The organism is Caulobacter sp. Root655, from assembly GCF_001427665.1.
Lineage (GTDB): Bacteria > Pseudomonadota > Alphaproteobacteria > Caulobacterales > Caulobacteraceae > Caulobacter.
Genome location: NZ_LMHC01000021.1, coordinates 97276 through 120451, shown reverse-complemented (window position 1 = coordinate 120451; position 23176 = coordinate 97276). Strand labels below are relative to the sequence as shown.

General features: G+C 67.3%; 10 protein-coding genes. 5 read left to right on the top strand and 5 right to left on the bottom strand.

The window, feature by feature from the left end; genetic code table 11:
- The first annotated feature begins 40 nt into the window (after nt 1-40).
- Both ASD79_RS12100 and ASD79_RS12095 read left to right on the top strand, forming a co-directional pair.
- Nucleotides 41-1762: a DUF1800 family protein gene (locus ASD79_RS12100; RefSeq protein WP_056721924.1), complete on the top strand. Its 1722-nt coding sequence runs from the start codon at nt 41-43 to the stop codon at nt 1760-1762.
- Between the two features lie 8 nt (nt 1763-1770).
- Complete coding sequence (locus tag ASD79_RS12095; RefSeq protein ID WP_156400480.1) at nt 1771-3129, top strand: DUF1501 domain-containing protein; 1359 nt, start codon at nt 1771-1773, stop codon at nt 3127-3129.
- 165 nt (nt 3130-3294) lie between these two features.
- Here ASD79_RS12095 and ASD79_RS12090 read toward each other — a convergent pair whose 3' ends face one another.
- A complete protein-coding gene (locus tag ASD79_RS12090; protein WP_156400479.1) occupies nt 3295-4803 on the bottom strand; it encodes an alpha/beta hydrolase in 1509 nt (502 codons plus the stop codon).
- A gap of 77 nt (nt 4804-4880) precedes the next feature.
- Here ASD79_RS12090 and ASD79_RS12085 point away from each other — a divergent pair, with 77 nt between their 5' ends.
- The gene (locus ASD79_RS12085; RefSeq protein ID WP_056721917.1) at nt 4881-6329 is read left to right on the top strand and encodes a LytTR family DNA-binding domain-containing protein; all 1449 of its coding nucleotides are present in this window, start codon (nt 4881-4883) and stop codon (nt 6327-6329) included.
- Between the two features lie 452 nt (nt 6330-6781).
- On the opposite strand, the gene ASD79_RS12080 is transcribed toward ASD79_RS12085, so the two are convergent.
- Nucleotides 6782-9475, bottom strand: a complete 2694-nt coding sequence (locus tag ASD79_RS12080; RefSeq protein WP_235524433.1) for a TonB-dependent receptor — start codon at nt 9473-9475, stop codon at nt 6782-6784.
- 450 nt (nt 9476-9925) lie between these two features.
- Between ASD79_RS12080 and ASD79_RS12075 the strand changes: the two genes are divergently transcribed.
- Together ASD79_RS12075 and ASD79_RS12070 are read left to right on the top strand one after the other, a co-directional pair.
- Nucleotides 9926-10717: a FadR/GntR family transcriptional regulator gene (locus ASD79_RS12075; protein WP_056721912.1), complete on the top strand. Its 792-nt coding sequence runs from the start codon at nt 9926-9928 to the stop codon at nt 10715-10717.
- Nucleotides 10718-10862: 145 nt separating this feature from the next.
- A complete protein-coding gene (locus ASD79_RS12070) occupies nt 10863-13085 on the top strand; it encodes an alpha-galactosidase (protein ID WP_082584900.1) in 2223 nt (740 codons plus the stop codon).
- A 67-nt stretch (nt 13086-13152) separates the two neighbouring features.
- Here ASD79_RS12070 and ASD79_RS12065 read toward each other — a convergent pair whose 3' ends face one another.
- The 3 genes from ASD79_RS12065 to ASD79_RS12055 all read right to left on the bottom strand — a co-directional run bounded on the left by ASD79_RS12065 (nt 13153) and on the right by ASD79_RS12055 (nt 23159).
- Nucleotides 13153-18342: a Calx-beta domain-containing protein gene (locus tag ASD79_RS12065; protein WP_056721907.1), complete on the bottom strand. Its 5190-nt coding sequence runs from the start codon at nt 18340-18342 to the stop codon at nt 13153-13155.
- Between the two features lie 258 nt (nt 18343-18600).
- Nucleotides 18601-20217: a response regulator gene (locus ASD79_RS12060; RefSeq protein ID WP_056721905.1), complete on the bottom strand. Its 1617-nt coding sequence runs from the start codon at nt 20215-20217 to the stop codon at nt 18601-18603.
- The gene (locus ASD79_RS12055; protein WP_235524432.1) at nt 20214-23159 is read right to left on the bottom strand and encodes a PAS domain-containing protein; all 2946 of its coding nucleotides are present in this window, start codon (nt 23157-23159) and stop codon (nt 20214-20216) included. Before ASD79_RS12055 ends, ASD79_RS12060 begins: the two co-directional genes overlap by 4 nt.
- Nucleotides 23160-23176 lie beyond the last annotated feature (17 nt).

Genomic DNA, 23176 nt, shown 5'->3' with positions numbered 1-23176 from the left:
TCAGCGCGCTTCCCCCAAGAGCGTGATCGGAGAATTGTGCATGCGTATCAACTCGTTCGCCTCCAAAGCGGGCCTATCCCTGACCCTGTTTCTCACCGCCTGCGGCGGTGGAGGCGGCGGCGGAGGTGAAAGCAGCGGCGGCGCGTCGTCCAGCGGCGCCAGCGGCGCCTCGGTCCAAGCCGTGACCTTGCCCTCGGTCATCACCGCCGAGGAAGCCTCGCGCCTGGCCAAGCAGGCCTCGTTCGGCCCCACGCCCGCGCTGATCGACCGCATCGTCGCCCTCAAGAGCGCTTCGGCCTGGATCGACGAACAGTTCACGCTGAGCAACAGCACCTATGCCGACATAGCGGCCAAACCCGTGGCGATGGACTTCTGCAGCACCAGCGGCCTGACCGGCACGGCGCTCAGCAACTGCAGCCGCGACAACTTCAGCGCCATGCCCATGGCCATGCGTTTCTATTCCAACGCCGTGAACAACGACGACCAGCTGCGCCAACGGGTGGCCTTCGCCCTGTCGCAGATCGTCGTGGCGTCCGACCTCCAGGTCCACACCACGGCGGGCTTGGCGACGTTCAACCAGATCCTGCTGAGCAACGCCTTCGGCAACTATCGCGACATCCTGGCCCAGACGACCCTGAACCCGTTCATGGGCGCGTATCTGGACATGGCCGACAGCAACAAGAGTTCGCCAAACGAGAACTACGCCCGCGAACTGATGCAGCTGTTTTCGATCGGCACGGTTCTGCTGTACCAAGACGGCACCCCGAAACTCGGCGCCGACAATGCGGTGATCGCCACCTACACCGGCGCGGAGGTCAAGGACGTGGCGCGCGCCCTGAGCGGCTGGACCTTCGCCCGCTTCAGCGGCGCCACGGCGACCGATAGCAAGAAGCTCGACTTCTCGGCGTCCATGGTCGCCGTCCCCGCGCGGTTCGACACCGGCGCCAAGACCTTCCTGGGCAAGACCGTGCCCGACGGCGCCACCCAGCAGCAAAACGTCGACGCCGTCGTGGACGCGGTATTCAACCACCCCAACACCGCGCCGTTCATCTCCAAGCGTCTCATCCAGCAACTGGTGATCGCCAATCCGTCGCCAGCCTATGTCCGTCGGGTGTCGACGGTGTTCGCCAACAACGGCGCCGGAGTCCGCGGCGACATGAAAGCCGTGATCAAGGCCATCCTCACCGACGTGGAGGCGCGCGGCTCCGCCGCCACGCCCGGCAAGGTCAAGGAACCGGTGCTGATGCTCACCAGCCTGGGTCGCGGCATGGGCTTCAAGTCCGACGGCTTCGCGTTCTACTACCGCGACGCCGTACTGGGCCAGATGCCCTTCCGGGCGCCGTCCGTTTTCAACTTCTATCCCTACGACTTCCCGCTGCCGCTGGGTGACGGACAGGTCAGCCCGGTCAGCAAGCTGATGGCGACGTCGACGACGATGGCGCGCCACAATCTGGTCTGGGACTGGACCATGTACGGCGAGCAGACCCGCTCCGAATTCCAGTCCCATGCCGACATGGAGAACGCGACGGGCACCCAGCTGGCGTGGGCGGACTGGGAAACGCTGGCCGCCGACACCGACAAGCTGATCGACCGCGTGGACCTGGTGTTCCTCAACGGCACGATGACCTCGGCCCAGCGAGGTTCCCTCACCTCGGCCATCACCGCGGTCAAGAGCGCCGACCCTGTTCAGCAGGCCCACAAGCGAGCCCAGACCGCGCTCTACATCGTCGCCTCGTCCCCGCAATTCCAAGTCGATCGGTGAGTTTCAACATGCCCTTTTCTCGTCGTGACTTCGGCCGGCTGCTCGCCGGCGCCTCCGCCACGGCCGCCCTGGCGCAGTTTGGCCGATCGGCCGCCCTGGCGGACACATCCTCTTACCGCGCCATGGTCGGCGTCTTCCTGTTCGGCGGCAATGACGCCTGGAACATGGTCGTACCCAACGACAGCCGGTACGCCACCTACGCGACCCAGCGCGGAGCGATCGCCCTCAAGCAGGAGACGTTGGTGCCGCTGACCGGCACGGCCTTCGCCCTGCACCCGGCCTTCGCGCCGCTGAAGACAGCCTGGGACGAGGGTGCGCTGAGCGCCGTGCTCAACACGGGCACGCTGTACCAACCCCTGACCAAGAGCCTCTACCAGAGCCGGCCCGACCTGCGTCCGCTGAGCCTGATGTCGCATGAAGATCAGCAAAACCAATGGCAGGGCCTTCGCCTGCGCGAGGTCAACCACGACGGCTTCATGGGGCGCATCCTCGACAAGTCCGCCAAGACCGACGTCCCGCCGCTGATCTCCGTCGCCGGCTCCCAACTGGCGCTGATCGGCGCTCAGACCTCGCCACTGGTCCTGCCGTCGACTGGCACGATGGTCCGCTACGGCTACAACGCCGCCAGCGCCGACCCGACGACAATGGCCCGCCAGGCCGCGCTCGACACCTTCTCGGACGCCTCGTCGTTCGGAGCCGTCACCGATCTGACCAGCCGAGGCATGTCGTCCGCCTACGCCCAGGCGGTGGCGGCCAACACCGTCATCGCCGCCGCCAGCTCGGTCGTAGACCCGTATTTCAAGAACCCGACGACCGGCGCCGCCCTGACCAGCGACATCTCCAAGCAGCTGTTACGGGCGGCGCGCATGATCGAGGCCCGAGGGACCCTTGGCCACGCCAAGCAGACCTTCTTCGTCAGCCAGGGCGGCTACGACACCCACACCAGCCAACCGTCGACCCACAACACGCTCTACGCCGATCTGGCCCTGGCCCTGGCCGGCTTCTACAACGCCATGAAGGCCCTGGGCCTGGCCAACAACGTGACCGCCTTCACGATGTCGGACTTCGGCCGCGTGTTCAAAGCCAACAGCAACAACGGCACCGATCACGCCTGGGGCTCCAACCACCTGGTGCTGGGCGCCGCCCTGGCCTCGCGCAAGGTGCATGGCGCCTATCCGGACATGGCGTTCGGCGGTCCCGACGACGCCTACACCGACGGCCGCTGGATACCGTCCATCGCGATCGAGGAATATATCGGCGCCATTGCCCAGTGGTACGGCGTCAGCGCGACCGACATGCCCTATGTCTTCCCGAACTGGTCGACCTGGAACGGTGGCGGCCGGGGTCCAGCGCCGCTTTTTGGGTAGCTCTGTCGATCGCCGTGACCTCCTGGGTCGCGGCGATCGCGGTCAGCGATACGAGGGACTCGCAGACATCGAGGCCGGCCGGATCATCGGCCACGAGGCCATGAAAGCGGCGCCACGGGGAGTTTCAAGGCGTAACGTCGGGTCTCCTCGTCGCCGGCCGCCCGATCACGCCACCCGGAACTTCGGCGGCGGCAGGCTCAGCCGGGTGTCGGCCACGGCCTCGCCGCGGAAGAACCGCACCAGCAAAGCCTGCACGTCCGGATGGGCCTCGAAGACGTTGTGGCCGGCGTTCTCGACGATCACCCGGGACTTGCGCTGGAACTGCGCCGCCACTTCATCCTGTTCGGGCATGGGCGTGCGGCCGTCCAGCGTACCGGCGACCAGCAGGGCGGGATGGTCGATGCGGAACGCCGCGCGGAAACCTTCGCCCAGGTCGACGCCCGGGACCGCGCCCAGCAGCTGCGGCATCGGGAAGTTCAGCGCCTCGCCCAGCACGGCGGTCTTGGCTTCGCGTCGCACCAAGGCCAGCCGGGCCGGCGAGATTCCCGACGCCAGATCCGTGGCCTCGGGCATGCCGGCGATGCCGAGAAGGTTCGCGAATTCGTTCGCGAAAGGGGCCAGAACCTCCGTCCGACCGGCGTCGAGCCCCAGATAGAGTCCCGGCAGCATGACCAGGGTCTGCGGATTGGCGATCAGCCCACCCGCCATGAGTTGAATGGCGAAGCCGCCCACCCGTAGCTCGACCGGCGCGCCGTTCAGCGTCGCGGCCATCCTCACCGGCGCCGCCTCCATCTTGGCGTGCACCCGCCGCATCAAGGCCGGCAGGTCGGGGATCGCCGCGCGGACGACGGGGTCGGCGTCCAGCAGGCCGTCGACCTGGCGCAGAAGAGCGTCGATCGCCGCCGGCCGCTTCACCGTCTGATCCTGGCCCTCCAGGCTGGCCAGGGCCACGCGGTTCACCCGGTCGCCGTGCCGCTTGAGCATGCTGAGCGCCAGATGCGTACCGTAGCTGATACCCCAGAGGTCGACCTTTTCCGCGCCCAGATGACGTCGCAGGTCGTCGATGTCGTCGGCGTTCTGTTCGGTGTTGTAGCCGGTCATGGCCACGCCGGCCTTGGTCCAGTCGGCCCAGGCCTCCTGGAAATCCTCGCGGAAATAGGAGGTCAGCCCGGCTTCCGTGAACTCGGGCGGCGGGCGCGTCGAGGCCGGCCGCCCCGGGATGGCGTTGGACAGGCCCGTGCCCCGTTGGTCGAAGGCGATGACGTCGGCCACCTCGCGCAGGGCCATGAAGATCGGAAAGCGCGGTCCGCCCGCCGCCCTCGTCGCCATGCCGCCTGGTCCGCCGGCCAGGTAGACGATCGGCGGACCGGGCTTGGCCGCCGTCGAGGCGAACCGGACATAGCTCAGCCGGATCTTCCGCGATTTGGGATCGCGGCGATCCTCCGGGACCTCGAAGAAACCCCGCTCGGCGTCAGTGTCCTGGCCCTGCCAGCCCTTGAAGCGGAACGGGCCGGCCTGCGGCGGAGACGTCGTCGGCGCGGGAGCCCGGGGAGCGGCGGGCTGGGCGAGCGCCAGGGCCGGAAAGGCGAGGCCGGCGGCGACGAGCACGGCGCGGCGATGAAGCGATGTGTGGGTCATGCCGACAGCTGAGCCGTTCGCGGCGCCGTCCGCCACGCCGCTTCGGTCAATGGCGCTTGGTCATCGGCGAATGGCGGCGCATCTCGGCGAGCGGCGCCTTATAGGGTGACCCCATGTGGCGAATCTTGCTTCTCGGCCTGCTCCTGACCGGCCTTACGACCCTGGCCCGAGCCCAGGATACACCATGGCAGGCCTGCCACGGCGCGGTCGGCCCGGACGGTCCTGTGCTCAGCGACTGCCGCCCGATCCGGGATTTCGTTGATCCCCAGGGCCGGGAGCTGTGGATCCGTTCCACGATCGACGCCCCCAATGGCGCTTTGGGCGACACCCGGCCGCACGCCCTCTATGTAGCGGGTGTCGCCGCGTCGGAGGCCTGGCTCAACGGTCAGCGCCTGGGCGTCAACGGCCACCCCGGCGCCACGGCGCGGGAAGAGCTCCCTGGGCGCTACCAGGCGATCCTTCCGATCCGCGAGACCGCCTGGCGGCCCGATGGGAACGTGCTGGTGCTGCACCTGTCGTCCTTCCATGGCGGCCTGCGTTTCGCCCGCCCGATGAGCGCGATGCTCGTCCTGCCCTATCCCTATCCGTCGCGCACCGCGCTGCTGGCCGTCACCTTCGTGGCGGCGGGCGCCCTGCTGGCGGCGGCGTTCGGCTTCGGCGTCATCCACGCCATGCGCCGCACGGGGTCCAGCCTGGTCCTGGCCGCCATGGCCGGGGTCGCGGCCCTGCAAGCCATCGTCGAGACCCTGCGGTCGCTGTTCGACTACCCCTATCCGCTGCACGCCTGGCGGATGAGCGCCATCTGGCTGCTGGCGGCCGCCTTCGCGGTCCTGCTGGTAAGCTATGTCGCCACCCGGTTCCTGCCCAAGGCGAGCCGCCTGATGATCGGCGTGGCCCTGGGCGCGGTCGGAGCCACGGCCCTGCTTCCAGGCTTCGACGTGAAGACGGTCTGGGCGCTGATCCTGGGGGTGGCGCTGGCCGCCCTCCCCGCCGCGGCCGGCGTGCGCGACAAGCGCCCCGGCGCGCGGCTGACCCTGGCCTATCTGGCGCTGTTTCTCGCGCTGGCCCTAGGATTCCCCGAATGGCTGGCCGACCTCTCCTACTTCCTGCTCGCCGCCGGCCTGGTGCTGCCGTTGCTGATGGTCGAGGTGGTGCGGCTGGGTCGCGACGACCGCGGCCGCGAGGCCGCCCTGACCCGCGCCGCCAGCCGCCCTGACCGCCTGACCGTGGCCTCGGCGCGAGGCGTTGAACTGGTGCCGATCGCGGAGATCCTGGCCGTGGTGGGGGCCGACGACTATGTCGAACTGCGGCTGGTCGGCGGCCGCAGCCTGCTGCACGCCGCTCGCCTTGACGGCCTGGCGACCCAATTGCCGGCGAGCTTCCTGCGCGTCCATCGGTCGGTGATCGCCAACCTGGCCCAGGCGCAGCGCCTGGAGCGCGACGGCGACCGCTGGCGGCTGCACCTGAGCGAGGGCGCGCCGCTGCCCGTCAGCCGCTCCCGCCAGCCCGCCCTGCGCGAGGCCCTGGACGTTCCTCCTCTCGTGGGGGCGGCGTCTGCGTAGCGCCGTTCGCCGACCTGGGCTCCTCGCCGGGATCCGGACGTTCACCGTCCGCTCCAATGGACGGACTTGAGATCATCGAAGCCATTGGGTTCACATATGCGCCTGCCTGATTGCTGCTCAAGCAGGTGGTCGAAAACCTCATGCGAGCGTGCGACGGCGAAGGCGACGGAATGTTGTCAGTCCGTCACTCAAGCCGACTAGTCACACCAGGATCGGTTCGCGTCGGCGAAGCCGGAGATCCTCGACGGGCTTGACGGTTGCTGTTTGCACGACGTCGTCTCCGGACCTGTGCAGCGCGCCGCGCTCGAGGTGGACGATCGGCTTGTGGTTCAACGCGTCATGCGGTCCATACTTCAATCATCGACTTAGGTTCGCTTGAGTATGGTCGCGAAATGGGGCGGACCTTTCGGTCCGCCCCAGGAGGAAAATAGCTCACACGCCGGCGACGGACCCTAGAACTGCGCCCGTACTCCCACCGCATAACGCGCCCCGGTATCGACGTGGCTCAGGAACTGGTTGGCGTACTTGCCCACGGTCTGGGTCTTTGTGTCGCCGACATTGGAGCCCTCGAAGAAGACCGAGAACTTTTCGGAGACCGCATAGCGCGCTTGCAGATCGATCTGCCCCTGCCCCTTGGTGTAGATGGGGTCGCCGCCGGTGCCGTTGGATGCGGTGCTGATGAAGCGGTCACGGTGGTTATAGGCCACGCGCACCTCGATCGGCCCCTTGGCGTAGAACCCCACGAGGTTCTGGCTGTCACCCAGGCCTTCCAGCACGAACGGCGTCCCGGCCGCGGTCTGATTGGCCTTGCTGTCAACGATGGTTGCGTTGGCGGTGATCCCCAGACCGTCGAACGGCGCGGGCAGGTAATCGAAGGTGTGCTGGAAGCCGATCTCCACGCCGTAGACGTCCGCGCTCTGGGAGTTGCGCGGCCGCAGGACCTGCACCGGCAGGATGCCGCCAGGATAGAGACCGGCGGAGTTGGCGATGGTGAAGTTCTCGGTGGCCAACGAGTTGAGGATGAAGTCGTCGATGCGCTTGTAGAACGTGCCGACCGTCAGGAAGCCGGCCTTCTGGTAGTACCACTCCAGCGACGCGTCGAAGTTGGTCGACTTGAACGGCCGCAGATCCGGGTTGCCACCTGACGCCGTGAGGTTGCCAGGTCGCAGGGTGGTAAAGGCGATACGCGGCGCGACATCGGTGAGATTGGCGCGAGACAGGGTCTTGGTGGCGGCGAAACGACCGACCAGTTCCGGCGTGAGGTCGACCTTGACGTTCAGGCTGGGCAGGAAGTCGTTATAGGTCGTGGTCTTGGAAACCGGCGCATTGGCGTCGGCATAGACCGCCGTGTAGGACGTGCTGTCGCCCGCGATCGGCAGGACGTCCAGCAACGTCTGTTGGACGCCGCGCGACGTCAGCTCGGTATGGACGTAGCGGACGCCCAAGGTGGCGGTCCAAGGCAAGCCGCCGATGTCGGCCGCGAAGTCACCTTGGATATAGCCGCCCGAGATCTTCTCCTTGACCGAATAGGCCGAGGGTTGCGGCAGGCCCACGAAGCCGCCCTTGGAGGCGATGTAGGCCGCGGTCGAACCCAGCGGACGCCCCGCCGCCACGTCCTGGGCGTTCCCGGCCGCCGGGGTCTCGAGGAATTTGAAATAGTCCTCGGCGTTGAACGAGAGCCATTGGCGCGGGAAGTCGCCGCTTTCGCCGTCGAGGAAGGAACTCGGGTTGAAGGGCTTCAGCAGTCCAGCCGGCACGGCGATGCCGTAGCCGCAATAGGAGCAGCCGACGTCGTTGTCGGTCCGCACCGAAGCGTTGTCCTTGGTGCGGTCCGTGTAGATGGCGCCCATGCGCAGGGCGGTGAAGACCTCGTAGTCGGTCTTGAACACGCCATCCAACCGCGTCTCATAGACCGTCTCCGAAACGTTCGAGCCCTCGCGGGTCGCGAAGTGCGCGCGACCGACGCTCGGATCGGTGAAGCCTTTCGCGGCCGTCAGGCTAGGCAGGCCATCGCCGGTATTGCTGTACTGAACCGCATTGGGAAAACCGACCACCGCGAAGATCTCGTTGCCGCCGTTGTTCGACGCCGCCTTGGAGTAGGACGTGTCGAACTTCACGTTGATCTTGTCGGTGGGATTCCAATCGGCGTTGAAGCCCAGGGACCGCAACTTGGTCGGTCGATTGAAGGTGCGGCTGATGTAGTCGGTGTGGCCGTTGGCGTTTTGCGAGAAACTGGTCACGGTCCGGTTACCGTCCAGGACGGCGTTACTGATATCGGCCGGCGAGAACCAGTGGCCGATGCTGCTAGCCTGGGAGGCGACGGTGAACTTGTTGTAGAGGCCATCGACCGTCAGGGTCAGGTCGTCCGTCGCCCGAAACTGGACCGTGCCGGTGACACCAATGCGTTCGCGATCCTCCTGGTCCGAAATCTGGTCGTAGTTCTGGGGCACGAGCGCATTGTTGATGGCGCTCGCGCCCGAGCCCACCGTGGTGGAATAGTAGCCGTTGGTGGCGGCCGTGTTGATCAGCGCCTTGCGCTTTTGATACGACAACGAGGCCAGAACGCCGATGCGATCATCGGCCAGGCGGGTGGAGAACAGCGCGAAGGCGTCGGGCGAGGTCTTTTCCGAAAGATCCTCGTAATTGGCCTTGGCGCTGAGGATGACCTTGCTGCCACGAATATCGAAAGGCCGCGCGGTCTTGACGTTGATCGTGGAGCCGATGCCACCTTCCTGCAGCGTGGCGTTGTTGCTCTTGTAGACGTCCGCGCCCGAGATCAACTCCGCGGCCAGAAGGTCGAAGCTGAACTGACGGCCGGCGTTCTCGGTGGCCAGGGTGCGGCCGTTGACCAGCACATTGTTGAATGAGGGACCAAAGCCCCGGACCGTCACGAAGCGCCCTTCTCCGCCGCTACGGTCGATCGAAACCCCCGTGATGCGTTGCAGGGACTCCGCGACGTTGCTGTCTGGAAACTTACCCAGATCTTCCGAAGCGATGGAATCGACGATCACGGCGGCGTTGCGCTTGACGTCGATGGCGCGGCTCAGGCTGGCGCGCAGTCCCGTGACCAGAATCTCCTCGACGGTATCGCTGGCGGGGGTGTCGCTGGCGGGCGCCTCCTGAGCGTTCGCCGTGGAGGCGATCATGCAAAGGCCAAGCGCTCCCATACCGGCGCTGATCATCAATCGACGCGCGAACGCGCGGCCCCGACCAGCTGTCGTTGCCTGGGTCATAATTCCCTCCTGGTGTGAGGGCCGCCGCGCTAAAGCCGGGCGGCCTCGTCATTCTTTACCGACCTCGCCGGCATTAAGATGATAAATCATAAGAATGATGGAGGGTCAAACCGAACCCATAAGGAAATCCACATGTTAGCGCTATCTCGTTGCTGGAAAATTTCGTTTTCCTGAACAAGTTCTGGCGGTTCCCATTCCGAAATAAAACGGCCGCACGCTGCCGCGAAGGCGGACCCTATCGCTCCCGGGCCGCCGACTCGGGTCGTCGGGTTCTCGCATAGACCCGCTTAGCGAGTCGCGTGGGCGCCGAACGGCGATCAACTATCTGTTGCGACGGACGGGCAAATTTGACAGCAGTGATTCATGAGCGCCAGCGACCCTTCGGACGTCCGCACCTCTTTGGGTCGCAACCTGACCTATGGCCTGCTCGACGTCCTGGGCAGGATGATCGTCACGGGCGCCTATGACGGAAGACCCTTTCCGATCGAAGCCGAACTCTCCAAGGAGCACGGCGTCAGCCGGTCGGTGACGCGGGAGGCGGTCAAGATGCTGGGCGCCAAGGGGCTGCTCACCGCCCGGCCACGCCAGGGTACGATCATTACCCCGCCGACCAGCTGGAATTGGTTCGATACGGACGTCCTGAGATGGCTCCTGGAGCGCAAGTTCTCGCTCGCCCTCCTGCGGCAGTTCACCGAATTGCGCCTGACAATAGAACCGGGCGCGGCGGCCTTGGCCGCGCAATACGGGGATGCGGACGGCCTGGCGCTCATACAAGACGGCTACGCGCGGATGGAAGCGGCCGAAGCGGGCCATGACGACCCCTTGATCTCGGATATCGCCTTTCACGTGGCGATCCTGGAAGCTTCGGGCAATCCCTTCTACGCCCAGTTCCGCGACGTCGTGGCCACCGCCCTGCAAACCTCGATCCAGTTCACGAACCGGTACCGAGGCCGCAACGCCAGCCTGCCGGGGCACAGGGCCATCGTGGACTCCATCATAGCCCGCGATCCCGAAGGGGCGGCCCAAGCCATGCGGGCGCTGATCGCTGATGTCATGAGCCTTATCAGAGAGGCGACCGCGCGCCAGAACGCCGGGCAGGCTCTCGTCGAGGCCTCGATCGAGCAGGCAGAGAGCCAGACCCGAGGCATGGTCTAGGCCAGGAAACGCCGCCGACGCTTGCCTCGATCGGTCGAGGCCAGGCCCCCTCGCCCGCTGAACCGGACCCTTTTCGGTCAAACCCGAATTGACAATTCGCCGAAAAATCCATTTATCAGATAAATAATAGGATGAGGAAACGCCGATGCCACCACTCATGATGGATCGAAGACTCGCGTGCCTGGGTCTTCTGAGCGGCGCGATCGGGTGGACGAGTCAGGCCGTCGCCGCAGGGTTGTATGACGAGAAGACCAAGGTTTTCCGGCTGGATGGCGGCGACGTCACCTATGCCTTCGGTATCAACGCGAAGGGACAGGCACAGGCGCTCTACTGGGGCGGCCGGCTAGCGCCTGGCGACGCGCTCGCTGCCGCCACCGCCGTCCCCGACCACTCCTCTTTCGAACTCTCCACGTCGATCACGCCGCAGGAATTCCCGGCTCAAGGCGGTGGGATGTTCGTCGAACCGGCGCTGAAAGTGGCCTATCCCGACGGCGTCCGGGACGTGGTGCTGAAATATGCCTCGCACCGCCTGACCGACGCCGGCGTCACGGTCCGCCTGAAGGACATCGAGCGCGAACTCTATGTCGAACTCCGCTACGTCATGGACAGCGAGACCGGCATTCTGGGCCGCTCGGCGGTCGTCGAGAACCGCACGCGTACGCCCGTCCGGATCGACCAATTCGCGGCCGGCGCCCTGACCTTGCCGATCGAGACCGACTACCGCCTGCAGTATCTGACAGGCCGCTGGGCGGGCGAGTGGACTCTGCAGAGTCGGCCGGTGACCGCGGGCTCGACCGTCCTGGAGAGCCGTCGCGGCTCGACCGGCCACCAGAACAATCCCTGGTTCGCGATCGACCGCACCGGCGCCTCTGACGAGGAGTTTGGCCCTGTATGGTTCGGCGCCCTGGCCTGGAGCGGCTCGTGGCGGATCACCATCGACGCGGACTCGATGGGCAAGGTTCGCATCGTCGGCGGCTACAATCCCTACGACTTCGCCTACCGGCTACAGCCCGGCGAGACCTTGGAATCACCCGTGCTCTACGCCGGTTATTCCGGTCAGGGCATGGGCGGCGCCTCGCGCCTGATGCACCGCTTCCAACGCCAGAACATCCTGCCGGGCGGCGCCAAGGCCCGGTTACGGCCGGTGCTCTACAATTCCTGGGAAGCCACCGAGTTCGCGGTCACCGAACCTGGCCAGATCGCGCTGGCGGAGAAGGCGGCGACGATCGGCGTCGAGCGGTTCGTGATGGACGACGGCTGGTTCGGCGCGCGCAACAGCGACAAGGCCGGCTTGGGCGACTGGACGGTCAATCGCACCAAGTTCCCCAATGGCCTCAAACCCTTGATCGACAAGGTCCGCGGCCTGGGCATGGAGTTTGGCCTGTGGGTCGAGCCCGAGATGGTCAATGCCGACAGCGACCTCTACCGCGCCCATCCCGACTGGGTGATCAACTTCCCGACCCGGCCTCGCACCGAGGGCCGCAACCAGATGATGCTGAACCTGGCGCGCAAGGATGTGCGTGATCACCTGCTCAAGGTGCTAGACGACCTGGTCAGCCAGAACGACATCGCCTTCCTGAAATGGGACCACAACCGCAACTGGTCCGAACCCGGCTGGTCGGAGCAATCACCCGACGACGAGCAGAAGATCTATGTGGCGGCGGTCCGCAATCTCTACTGGATCCTGGCCGAGCTGCGCCGACGCCACCCCAAGCTGGAGATCGAATCCTGCGCCGGTGGCGGTGGTCGGGTCGACATGGGTGTCATGGCCCTGACCGACCAGGTCTGGCCGTCAGACAACACCGATCCCTATGACCGCCTCACGATCCAGGATGGCTTCACCCACGCCTACACCCCTGCGGTGATGATGGCCTGGGTCACTGATTCGCCCAGTTGGGCCAACCGGCGGACCACCTCGCTGGAATACCGCTTCCTGGTTTCGATGCAGGGCGGCCTGGGGATCGGCGCCAATCTCAACCACTGGAAGGACGAGGACTTCGCCGCGGCCAAGCGGCTGATCGCCGAGTACAAGACGATCCGCGCCACGGTGCAGCGCGGCGACCTCTATCGCCTGGTCTCGCCGCGCGATGGCTCCGAGCGCTCGGTCACCCTGTCCGTATCGCCCGATCGCAAGCAGGCGGCGCTGTTCGCCTTCGTCCACTCGGCCAGCAAGCTGCAGCCGCCGCCGCTGATCCAGCTTCGCGGCCTGGATCCCAAGACGACCTACGGGCTGCGGGTCATCGCCGGCGCGAACGATTCTTCCAATCCCGCCCAGGCTAGCGGCGCCTTCTGGATGGAGTACGGCCTCAAAACGCTCCTCAGAGGCGATTTCCAGGCGGCTGGCTTCGTGCTCGAAGCGACGGCCTAGCCCCTTTTCCGATCTTCGGGCGGCGACGCTGGAGCGCGCCGCCCTGAGTTGACCGCTTCCGCCGGGCCTAGAGCAGCCAATCCTCCGACGCGTTCAGACGCGCCACATGGCCCCATTCGGCGGTCGCCGCGTCGAGGTCGAAGCTCTTGACCCCGGCCAGCAGGATCGACGAGCCGTCCTCGAAGCTGACCAGGGTGTCCTTGCCCTGGCGAGCGGCGCTGGCGTGGTAGCCGGCATCCAACATCGCCGACCAATCCAGGGTGTCCTGGCCCTGGCGGAAATCGGTGACCCGGTCGTCGCCGAAACCAGGGCGGAACACGAAAACGTCGCGACCGCCTCCCCCGCTCAGCACGTCATCGCCGGCCTCGCCGATCAGGGTGTCGTCACCCGCGCCGCCGCTCAGCCCGTTGGCGGCGGTATTGCCGACCAGCAGGTTGGCGCGGGCGTTGCCCGTGCCGCCGATCGCCGCCGTCCCGGTCAGGCGCAGGTTCTCGAGGTTGAGGCCCAGCGAATGGGTGATCGAGGATTCGACCGTGTCGGTCCCGTCGCTGAACCACTCGACCACCGTGTCGAAGCGGTCGTCGATCACATAGGTGTCGTCGCCGTCGCCGCCGGCCAGGGCGTCGATCCCGTCGCCGCCGTCCAGCCGGTCGTCGCCGTCACCGCCGAACAGCGCGTCCCACCCGGCTCCGCCGATCAGGATGTCGTTCCCCGCCCCGCCGTCCAGCAAGTCCCAGCCGTCGCCGCCATCGAGGCGGTCGTCGCCGCCCTGGCCATGCAGGAGGTCCAGACCGTCGCCGCCCGACAGGTGGTTGGCGCCGTCCGTGCCGGTCAGGCTGTCGTTGCGGCTGGAGCCGACCAGGTTCTCGACGCCGAGGATCAGGTCGGAACCGGCGCCGGTGGCCTGTCGCGTGGTCAGCCGCAGGTCGATGTCGATGCCGCGCGTCGCCGTGGCGAAGCTGACCGTGTCGATCCCCTCACCGCCGTCCAGGGTGTCGTCGCCCAGGCCGCCGTCGAGCCGGTCGTCGCCCGCCCCGCCGATCAGCAGGTTGGCGCCCGCGTCGCCTGAAAGACTGTCGGCGAAGGCTGAGCCGGTCAGGTTCTCGACGGCGATCAGCGCATCAGCGCCCTCGCCCGTCGCCACGCCCGTGGCCAGCCAGGCCGAGACCCCGGCCAGGGCCGCCGCGAAGCTGACGGTGTCGACGCCCGCGCCGCCGTCCAGGAGGTCATCACCCAGGCCGCCGGCCAGCAGGTCGGCCCCGGCCGCGCCGCGCAGAACGTTGCCGCCCGCGTCGCCGGTCAAACGGTCATCGCCGGTCGAGCCGGTCAGGTTCTCGATGGAGACCAGGGTGTCGGATCCGGCCCCGGTCGCCTGGACGCCGGTCAAGGCCAGGTCGACCGTGACGCCGTTGGCGGCCGAATAGTCGGCGGTGTCGCGGCCCTCGCCGCCCTCGAGCCGGTCATCGCCCGGCCCGCCGTCGAGCAGGTCGTCGCCCGCCCCGCCAATCAACCGGTCATTGCCGGCGCCGGCGCGGATGATATCGCTGCCGCCCAGGCCGTCGATGGTGTCGTCGCCGTCCAGCGAACCCCGCGTCGCGCCGAACTTGGCCAGATAGGCCGCTGCGTCCAGCACATCCGTGCCCTCGGTAGCCAGGGCCGCCGAGCGCGGCAACAGCACCGAAACCAGCGACGGATCGTGATCCGACAACTGGTCGGCGAACTCGGAATTGATGTGGACGATGTCGTAGAGCGCGTCGGCGACCAGGTTGAGGGTCGCCAGGATCTGGTCGAGAGCCTGACTGTTGCCCTCGAAGACGTAGGAGTAGCGCTCTTCCTCGGGCAGCAACTCGATCAGCGCCTTCATCACCGCTTCGCCGGTGACGAAGGTGCTGGGGTTGCCCGCCGAACCGGCGGTCAGGCGCTCGATCGCCCCGGTCACAAGTTGCACGGCCGGGAAGAACTGGAACTCGTTGAAGTCGCCCAGGGCGATGACCTTGTCGTCGTTGCTCTTGGCGTTGGCCAGAACCGCGTCGACGAAGGCGTTGATGTCGATGGCCTGGCCCTCGCGCTTCACGGCGCCCGAGTCGAGCAGTTCGTCATATTCGGGCAGGTCCAGGCGGTCGCCGGTCAGGGGCGCGCTGCCGCCCTTTGACGACAGGTGGTTGTTGATCGTCCAGAAGGTGCCGCCCTGGGTCTCGGTGTAGCCGGCCGGCGACCATTCGATCGGCAGAGACTTGCGAGTGGCCGAGAAGTCCGGATCGGCGGTCAGCGGGCCAGCGCCGTCGGGATCGGCGCCGATCCGGTTCTCGGTCGGGAACAGGCGGATCCGGTCGCCCTCGACGCCGCTCAGCCCGTTGGCGACGGTCGGGGTCACGGCGTCGGCGCGGTAGAGATAAGCGACGCGGATATTGCCGCCCGGCGCGCCGCCGTCCTGGTCGTCGACCGGATTGGCGACGATGGCCAGATAGCGCGGTCCGCCCGCCGCCTCGATGGCGTCGAGCAGCTGGGTGATCGTGACGCTGGCGTCGACCGTGCTGTCGTTGAGGATGCCGTTGTTGTCCTGCAGCTCTTGCAGGGCGATGATTTCCGGCCCGCCGAGATTGTTGATGATCGCGGCGGCCAGCTTGTCGAACTTCTCCTGGGTCGAGACCTCGCCGGTCGAGAAGGTCATGCCGACCGGCGCCAGGTTCTCGACATTGAAGTTGGCGATCCGCACCCGGTCGAGGTTGGCCGCGATGGCGGTGGTTTCGCGCTCGAGCCCACCGGCGGTGTGGGTATAGGCCTCGGTGGCGTTCACCTCGTAGCTGCCGGCCGTGTAGGACACGACGCCGGTGACGTCGCCCAGGCGGTCGCCGACCGTGACGGTGGTCGGCGTGGCGATACCAGCCTCGTCGTCCAGCTGCACGCGCTCGGGATTGAAGTCGAAATCCTTGTCGGCCGGGTTGCCCGCGCCGGGGGTCTCGTCGCTGATCGTCAGGCCGCCGCGGCCGTTGGCGGAGTCGTTGGTCCCGACGTTGGGGGTGGTCCAGATCTCGCCGAAGCTGCTGCGCTCGGGGCTGACGACGCGGACGTCCTCCAGCGTCACGCGCATGCCTTCCAGCGATTCCCAGAAATCGATGCCGTCATTGACCGGGTCGTAGGTCCCGGAGGTCTCGTCGTCGCCCAGGCTGTGCAGGGCCGGCGTGCGCTGGAGCGTGGCCGGGTCGTTGACGTCGCCGATGCGAACGGCGGTCGGCAAGGCGTTGCCCGTGGACAGCACGGTCACGGTCGGCGCGGTGATCTCGGTCAGGGTCAGGTCGGTCGTGCGGCTGGACGAGCGGAACTCGGCCACCGTGCCACGCACCTGCACCTCGGCGCCCACGACGATGTCGGCGGCCAGCAGGGTGTTGTTGAACACATAGACGGCGTCGGACGTGCCTATGTCGCCGTCGCCCGTCGCATCCTGGATCCAGAAGGCGTTGTTGTCCTTGTCGATCGCCGTGACGATCCCCTTGGTGAACACCTCCTGCCCGGCCCAGGCGGAGGTATGGCCGGCGCCCTGGATGTCGAAGATCCGCACCACGGCGACGTCGTCATTGACGATCTTGCCCTGGCCGACCGCGTCGGTGAGGTTGGCCGCGCCAGTGGTGCTGACCAGGTTCGACAGGGTCAGGCTGAAGATCTCGTCCGGCTCGACAGCGGTGTCGCCGTTGATGATGATCGAGACTGTCTGGGTTAGGTCGCCGCCGACCGCGAAGCTCAACGCGCCCGCCGCGGCGACGTAGTCCGACCCCGCGTTGGCCGAGCCGTCGGCGGTGGCGTAGTCGACGCTGAAGGCCCCGGCGTTGTCGCTGCGGGTGACGGTGAAGGTCAGGGTGCGCGCGCCGGCCTCGCCCTCGGCCACGTTCACGTCGCCGATCGCGACGCGGGCGGGGCCGCCCACGCCCTCGAACGTCTGGCCGGCGTTGGCGCCGCCGGGGGTGTCGTCGGTCGCCAGGGCCCAGGTGAAGTCCGCCCCTTCGTCGCCGACGCCGACGCGGGCGATGGAGGTGCCGTTGGCGTTGCCGGGCTCCGAGACCCCGACATCGACGCTGGTCATGCCCGCCGCCGGCCCGTTGACCGCCGTCAGCGGGCCTTCGTAACTGATGAACTCGACCACGGCGCCGGTCGGATCGACCAGGGCGATGGCGTCGGGCGCGCCGTTCTGCAGGCCGTCGCGCGGATAGTTCAGGCCTATGACGCCGAAACCGTTCTCCAGGTCAGCGATCACGCCCGACAGCACGTCGGTGTCATAGGCCTGACCGTTCGAACCGTTGTAGAGCACGATGCTGTAACCGGTCAGGTCGGTTCCAGCCCGGCCGGCGATCTCGATGAACTCGCCAGTATCGGTGCTGGCGTTGTCGTAATGGAACTCGTTGATCCACGGCCGCGCGGCCGGGATCGGCGGCGCCGTATCGTTGTTGACGATCGTCGCCACGCCCTCGGCGTCGGTCAGGCCCGCGCCGCCGGTCGAATTGCTGAGCACCAGGCGGAAGGCCTCGTCGGCTTCGAACGTGGCGTCGCCGTTGACCAGAACCTCGACCGTGGCCGTGGTCTGGCCGGCCGCGAAACTGACAACACCCGAGGTGGCGACGAAATCCTCGCCCGCGCTCGCCGTGCCGGCGACAGTGGCGTAGTCGATGGTGAAGGCGCCCTGCCCCCCCGAGCGGGTAATCGTGAAGGTGGCGACCTGGGTTCCAGCGTCCCCCTCGGTGACAACCACGTCGCCGACCGTGATGCTGGGGGCGATCACCGCGCCCTCGAAGGTCTGGCCGGCGTTGACGGCGCCAGGCGTGTCGTCCGAAGCCACCGCCCAGGTGAAGTCCGCGGCCGCGTCGCCGAGTCCGACGCGGGCGATCGCGGTGCCGGCCGCCGTGCCGGGTTCGATGACCCCGACATCGACGCTGGTCAAGCCGTTGGCCGGACCGCCGACCGCGACGAACCCGCCCTCGTAGCTGAGGAATTCGATCACCGTGCCGGTCGGCGAGATCAGCGCCAGGCCGTCGGGCGCGCCGTTCTGGATGCCGGCCGGATAGGCGATCGAGACCGCGCCGAAGCCGTTCGACTGGTCGGGGATCAGCCCCGATAGCGTCAGGGTGGCGTAGGGCGCGCCGCCTGAGCCGTTGTAGAGCACGATCGTATAGCCGGTCAGGTCGGTTCCAGCCGGACCCGCCACCTCGACGAACTCGCCAAGGTCCGCGCCGGTGTTGTCGTAGTGGAATTCGTTGATCCAGATCATGTTCTTATCTCCACCGAACGCGGGGTCGCTCAACCGGAGGCTAGATCAAGTCGCAACCGGTCGTCGCGCGTGAATTGTCCTCCTGGCGTTATCGTCCGCAGGTGACGCGCGCATGACACGGAGCAGCGGCGTCTGCCCGTGTAGCCGACGCCGCTCAGCCCGCCCGTGCTGTTGATTTTGCCTTCGGCCACGCCGGCGGCGGCGTCACCGTCGAGGGTGACGGCGGCTGACCACCAGGCGGCAAGAACGGAATCTTCTTCAGACCGTCTGAGCCGCCACCAGATCCATGACCGCGCGTCCCAGGACCCCGATGGAGACGGGTTTACGCAGGAGCACCGCGCCCTCCACCTTCTCGAGTTGGGCTGTGTCGGAGTAGCCGCTGCAGAACACGATCGGCAATCCGGGCCTCAGGGCCCGGGCGCGCCCGCCGACCTCGGCGCCATTCATTCCCGGCATCGCGAAGTCCACCACCAGGGCGTCGGGCGATCGGCTCTGCAGCGCGGCCAGGCCGTCAACGCCGCCCGCGGCTTCGATGACGTCGAAGCCTTCGACGCGCAGGCCATCGACCAGGACCTGGCGAACGGCGTCGTCGTCGTCGACCACCAGCACCTTGATCCGCCCTGGATCGACCCGGCCGCCGCGCGCGACGGCTATGTCGGCGGGCCGTTCCTTGACCTCGGCGGCCGGAGCCTCGATGCGCGGCAGGACGATCCGCACCGTCGCGCCCTCACCGGGCGCGCTTTCGATCGAGACCTCTCCCTTGCACTGATGGGCGAAGCCATAGACCTGGGTCAGACCCAGACCCGTGCCCTTGCCACGCTCCTTGGTGGTGAAGAACGGCTCCAGCGCCCGGGTCGCCGTTTCCGGCGTCATGCCGCAGCCGCCATCACGCAGCCAGATGACCGCGGTCGGACCATCCCCGGGCGCGACGCCCAGCACGACCTCGCCGCCGTCGGGCATGGCGTCACGCGCATTCACCGCGAGGTTCACCACCGCGAGCTCCAGTTGGTCCCGGTGCGTCTTGGTCCAGATTTCGCCAAGCGCGAAATCGAGCTCCAACGAAATGGTCGGCCCGAGCGCGTGGGCGATGATCGGCGCGGCCTCCCGCAGCGCCGCGCAGGCGTCGATCGGCTGCAACTCGATGCGCTGCGTGCGCGAAAAGGCAAGAAGCTGGTTCGTCACCCGCGCACCCCGCCGCGTCGCCTCGCGCGCGCCCTCGATATATTTGCGACCGACATGGTCGGGCTCCAGGCGCTTGTCGAGGAGATGCAAGGCGCCGTCGATGGCCATGAGCAGGTTGTTGAAGTCGTGGGCGACGCCGCCAGTCAGCTGCCCGAGCGCTTCCATCTTCTGGATTTGCATCATGGCCTGCTCGGCCCGCAGGCGCTCGGTCGTCTGGTTCTCGACTTCCCGCAGCGCCTTCTCCCGTTCCGCCGTGCGCTCGCGGACGCTGCGTTCCAGCGCGGCGTTCTCCAGCCGGAGTCTGCGCATGGTCAGCGCGCGCGACAGCACGGGCAGGATGGCGCCAAGCTTGAGGGGCTTGAGGATGTAGTCCAGCGCGCCGGTCTTCATCGCCTCCACGGCGGAGGCGATGCTACCCTCGCCGGTCATGATCACGCCGACCAGGTTCGGATCAAGCGCCTGCGCCCGCTGCAGCAGCTCCACGCCGCCCATGCCCGGCATCCTGAGGTCGGTCAGCAGCAGGTCGAACCCGCCCTGCTTGAGCGCCGCCAGCGCGGCGGTCGGATCGGTGAACCCCTCGGTCTCGTAGCCCTGGTGGCCTAGAGTGACGCGCAGCGCCGTCAGGTTCGCGGCCTCGTCGTCGACGATGAGGATGCGGGATGGAGCTGGCTCGGTCGCGGCGTGGTTCGTCAAGGCGTGGCCTCCGGACACAGGTTCGCCAGGGCTTCCCGAATTTCCCTGAGCTTCGGCGGCTTGCTCAGGAGTTGATCGACATGCGGCGGAATGTCGGCGTCCGCGAGCAGGCCCTGCCCCCAGCCCGTCAGCAGGATCACGGGCGTGGACGGGGACAAGGCCTTGATCTCGGCGGCGACCTTCCACCCGTCGATCTTTGGCATGCCAAGATCGGTGATGACCGCGGCGAAGGGAGTCTCGCCGTCGTTCGCCGCCGCGAAGGCGTCGATCCCGGCGCGGCCGTCGTGGGCCGTGGTGACGACGTGACCGTCGGCGCTCAGCGTGTCGCCCAGCGCCTTGAGAAGCACCGGATCGTCGTCGACGAGCAACAGGCGCAACCGCTGTGGCATGACGCCCTGGTCGCTCTTGGCGGCCGCGATCGCGACTTCGGCCGGCGCTGGAAAGCTCAAACGAACCGTCGTCCCCTCGCCGAGGGCCGACCTGACATCCAGTTCGGCGCCATGGCGCTGCGCGACGCCGTAGACCATCGCCAGGCCGAGCCCCGTCCCGCGCTCGCCCTTTGTCGTGTAGAACGGTTCCAGGCAGCGACGGCGCGTCTCCTCGTCCATGCCGGAACCCGTGTCCTCGATCTCGACCTCGGCCACGCGAGGCGCCCGCCCCTTCCCGCCCGCCGCCGGCTTGATCCGCAGCGTCAAGGTTCCGCCGTCAGGCATGGCGTCGATGGCGTTGAAGACCAGGTTGATCAGCGCCTCCCGGATCTCGCTCTCCACGCCCAGGGTCGGCGGCAAGTCCTCCATGAGCTCGGTCCGGACCTCGATGACGACACCCCGCTGCATGGCCATGTCGCTCCAGCGCGCCTTCGTCAGGTCCAAAACCTGTTGGACCAGTTCGTGCAGCCTGACCGGCGCGAGGACGAGCTGGGGCTCGCGCTGCCGATAGAACTCTTTCATTCGCGCGATGGTGTGGCTTACATCCTCGACCGCGCGCTGGATGACCTGGAGATTGCCCCGGGCCTCCGCCGAAAGGCTCGTTTCGGTTTCCAGCATCGACTCCGTGTAGAGCGCGACCGGCGACAGGGCGTTGTTGATGTCGTGGGCGATGCCGCTGGCCATCTGGCCAAGCGCTCGCAGGCGCTCCTGCTGCAGGATCGTCTGCTGCGATTGGCGCAGATCGTCGTAGGCGTCCTGCAGCGCCTGATGCAGTTGAGCCTGGTGTACGGCCAGCGCCACATGCTCGCTGAGTTGCCGCAGGAACTCGCATTCGCCGCTGACGAAGCTCTCGGCCGCGAAACGCGCCACGATGATCACGCCGAAGACCTTGCTCTCGGCCTGAAGCGGCGCGGCGACCAGGGCGCGCAGCCCGCCGCGCGCGAGGCGTTGGGGAAACGGGAAAGGGATGTCCGCGATGTCGGCTTCGTAGACGAGCTGGCCCTTGACGCAACGCGAGAGGCCGTTCTCGTCGATCTCGATGCGCGCGCGCTCGGGCATGGCGAGCTCGAGCGCCAGGGCCTGGCTGTTGACGCCGACCGCCGCGACCGTCAGCGTCCGATCGAGACCATCATACAGACAGAGACACGCGAAGTCGGCCGGAAGTTGGCTTTCGATGCTGCGCACCACCACCTGGAAGATGCTCTCGATATCTTGGCGCAGACCGATGGCGCGGGTGATCTCGTCCAGCAGCGCCAGCCGCTCAAGTTGGGTCTGGACCCGGATTTCCGCCTGCTTGCGCTCAGTGATGTCGGTCGAAATGCCGAAAATGGCGTAGGGCTCGCCAGCGTCGTTCAGCAGCGGCGACTTCACGGAGACATAGGTGTGGGGGCCGTCGTCGTGGGGGGCGACCTCCTCCTCCAGCAAGGGCTGGCCCGCGGTGGCGACGCGCACGTCCATGGCCCTGAACGCGTCGGCGATGTCCTTCGAGAAGATGTCGTGGTCGGTTTGTCCGACCATCGCATCGGCATCCACGTGGAAGATGTCGCCATAGCGGCGGTTGACGAGGAGGTAGCGCCCTTCGAGGTCCTTGACATAGATGACGGCCGGCGAGTTCTCGACGATGGCTTCAAGCAGGCGCTGGCTTTCACGGCGGGCCTTGATCTCCTGCTCGAGCGTCCTGTTGGCCGCCATGAGTTCGCCCGTCCGCTCGCCCACGCGCTGATCGAGTTCGGCGTTGAGCCGGGATAGCCCGGCCTCCGCGCGGACGCGCGCCTGAAGGTCGCTTGAAGCCATCCGCAGGAGAAACAGGAGCAGCGTCATGTCGCCGGCCATCTTCCCGAGATGGGCGACCATCGCCGGGCCGTCGGCCGGCGCGCGCGAATAGAGCATGACGATGTTGGCGATCAACAGCACCGCGGCCGTGGTCGGAAGCGCCGCGGCCACCCGTTCCCGCCCCCTCAGGCGCCAGGCGACACTCCCAGCCGCGACCCACAGGACCGGCGCGAACACCAGCGCGGGACGCGTGACGCCGAAGAGACCGGGAGGCGCGTAGCGCGGAGCGTAGTGAAAGACGGCGAACAGCACCGCCGCGACCGCGGCGATGCTGGCGGCGAACAAGGCCAGCCCCAGCCTTCCTCGCTTGGGCCAGAGGAGGGCGCCGAGCACCGAGAGCGGCAGGAGGTGCGACGGTGGCGGCCAGGTGGAAGGCCGCAGCGCGCCCTTGGCGGCGGAAATCGTCGCGAACACGCCCGACCACTCGATGGCCACCAGAATGTGCACCAGCTCCATCAGGGCGGTGGCGGCGAAGCCGATCGCCAGTCGCCGGGCGACCTCGCTTTGAAGATGCTCTCCCGTGTCCCAGAGCATCAGCGCCAGCACCACCGAAAGCAGCGCCATGCCGGTGTCCAGGACGGTATGGAGCTCCGGATAGTTCCCCGGACCGATGGTCAGAAGCGCCACGCCGATCAGGGCGCATGCGATCAGCATCGCCGGAGCCGTCCAGGGCAGCCTCACGCTGACCGCTGTCTCAT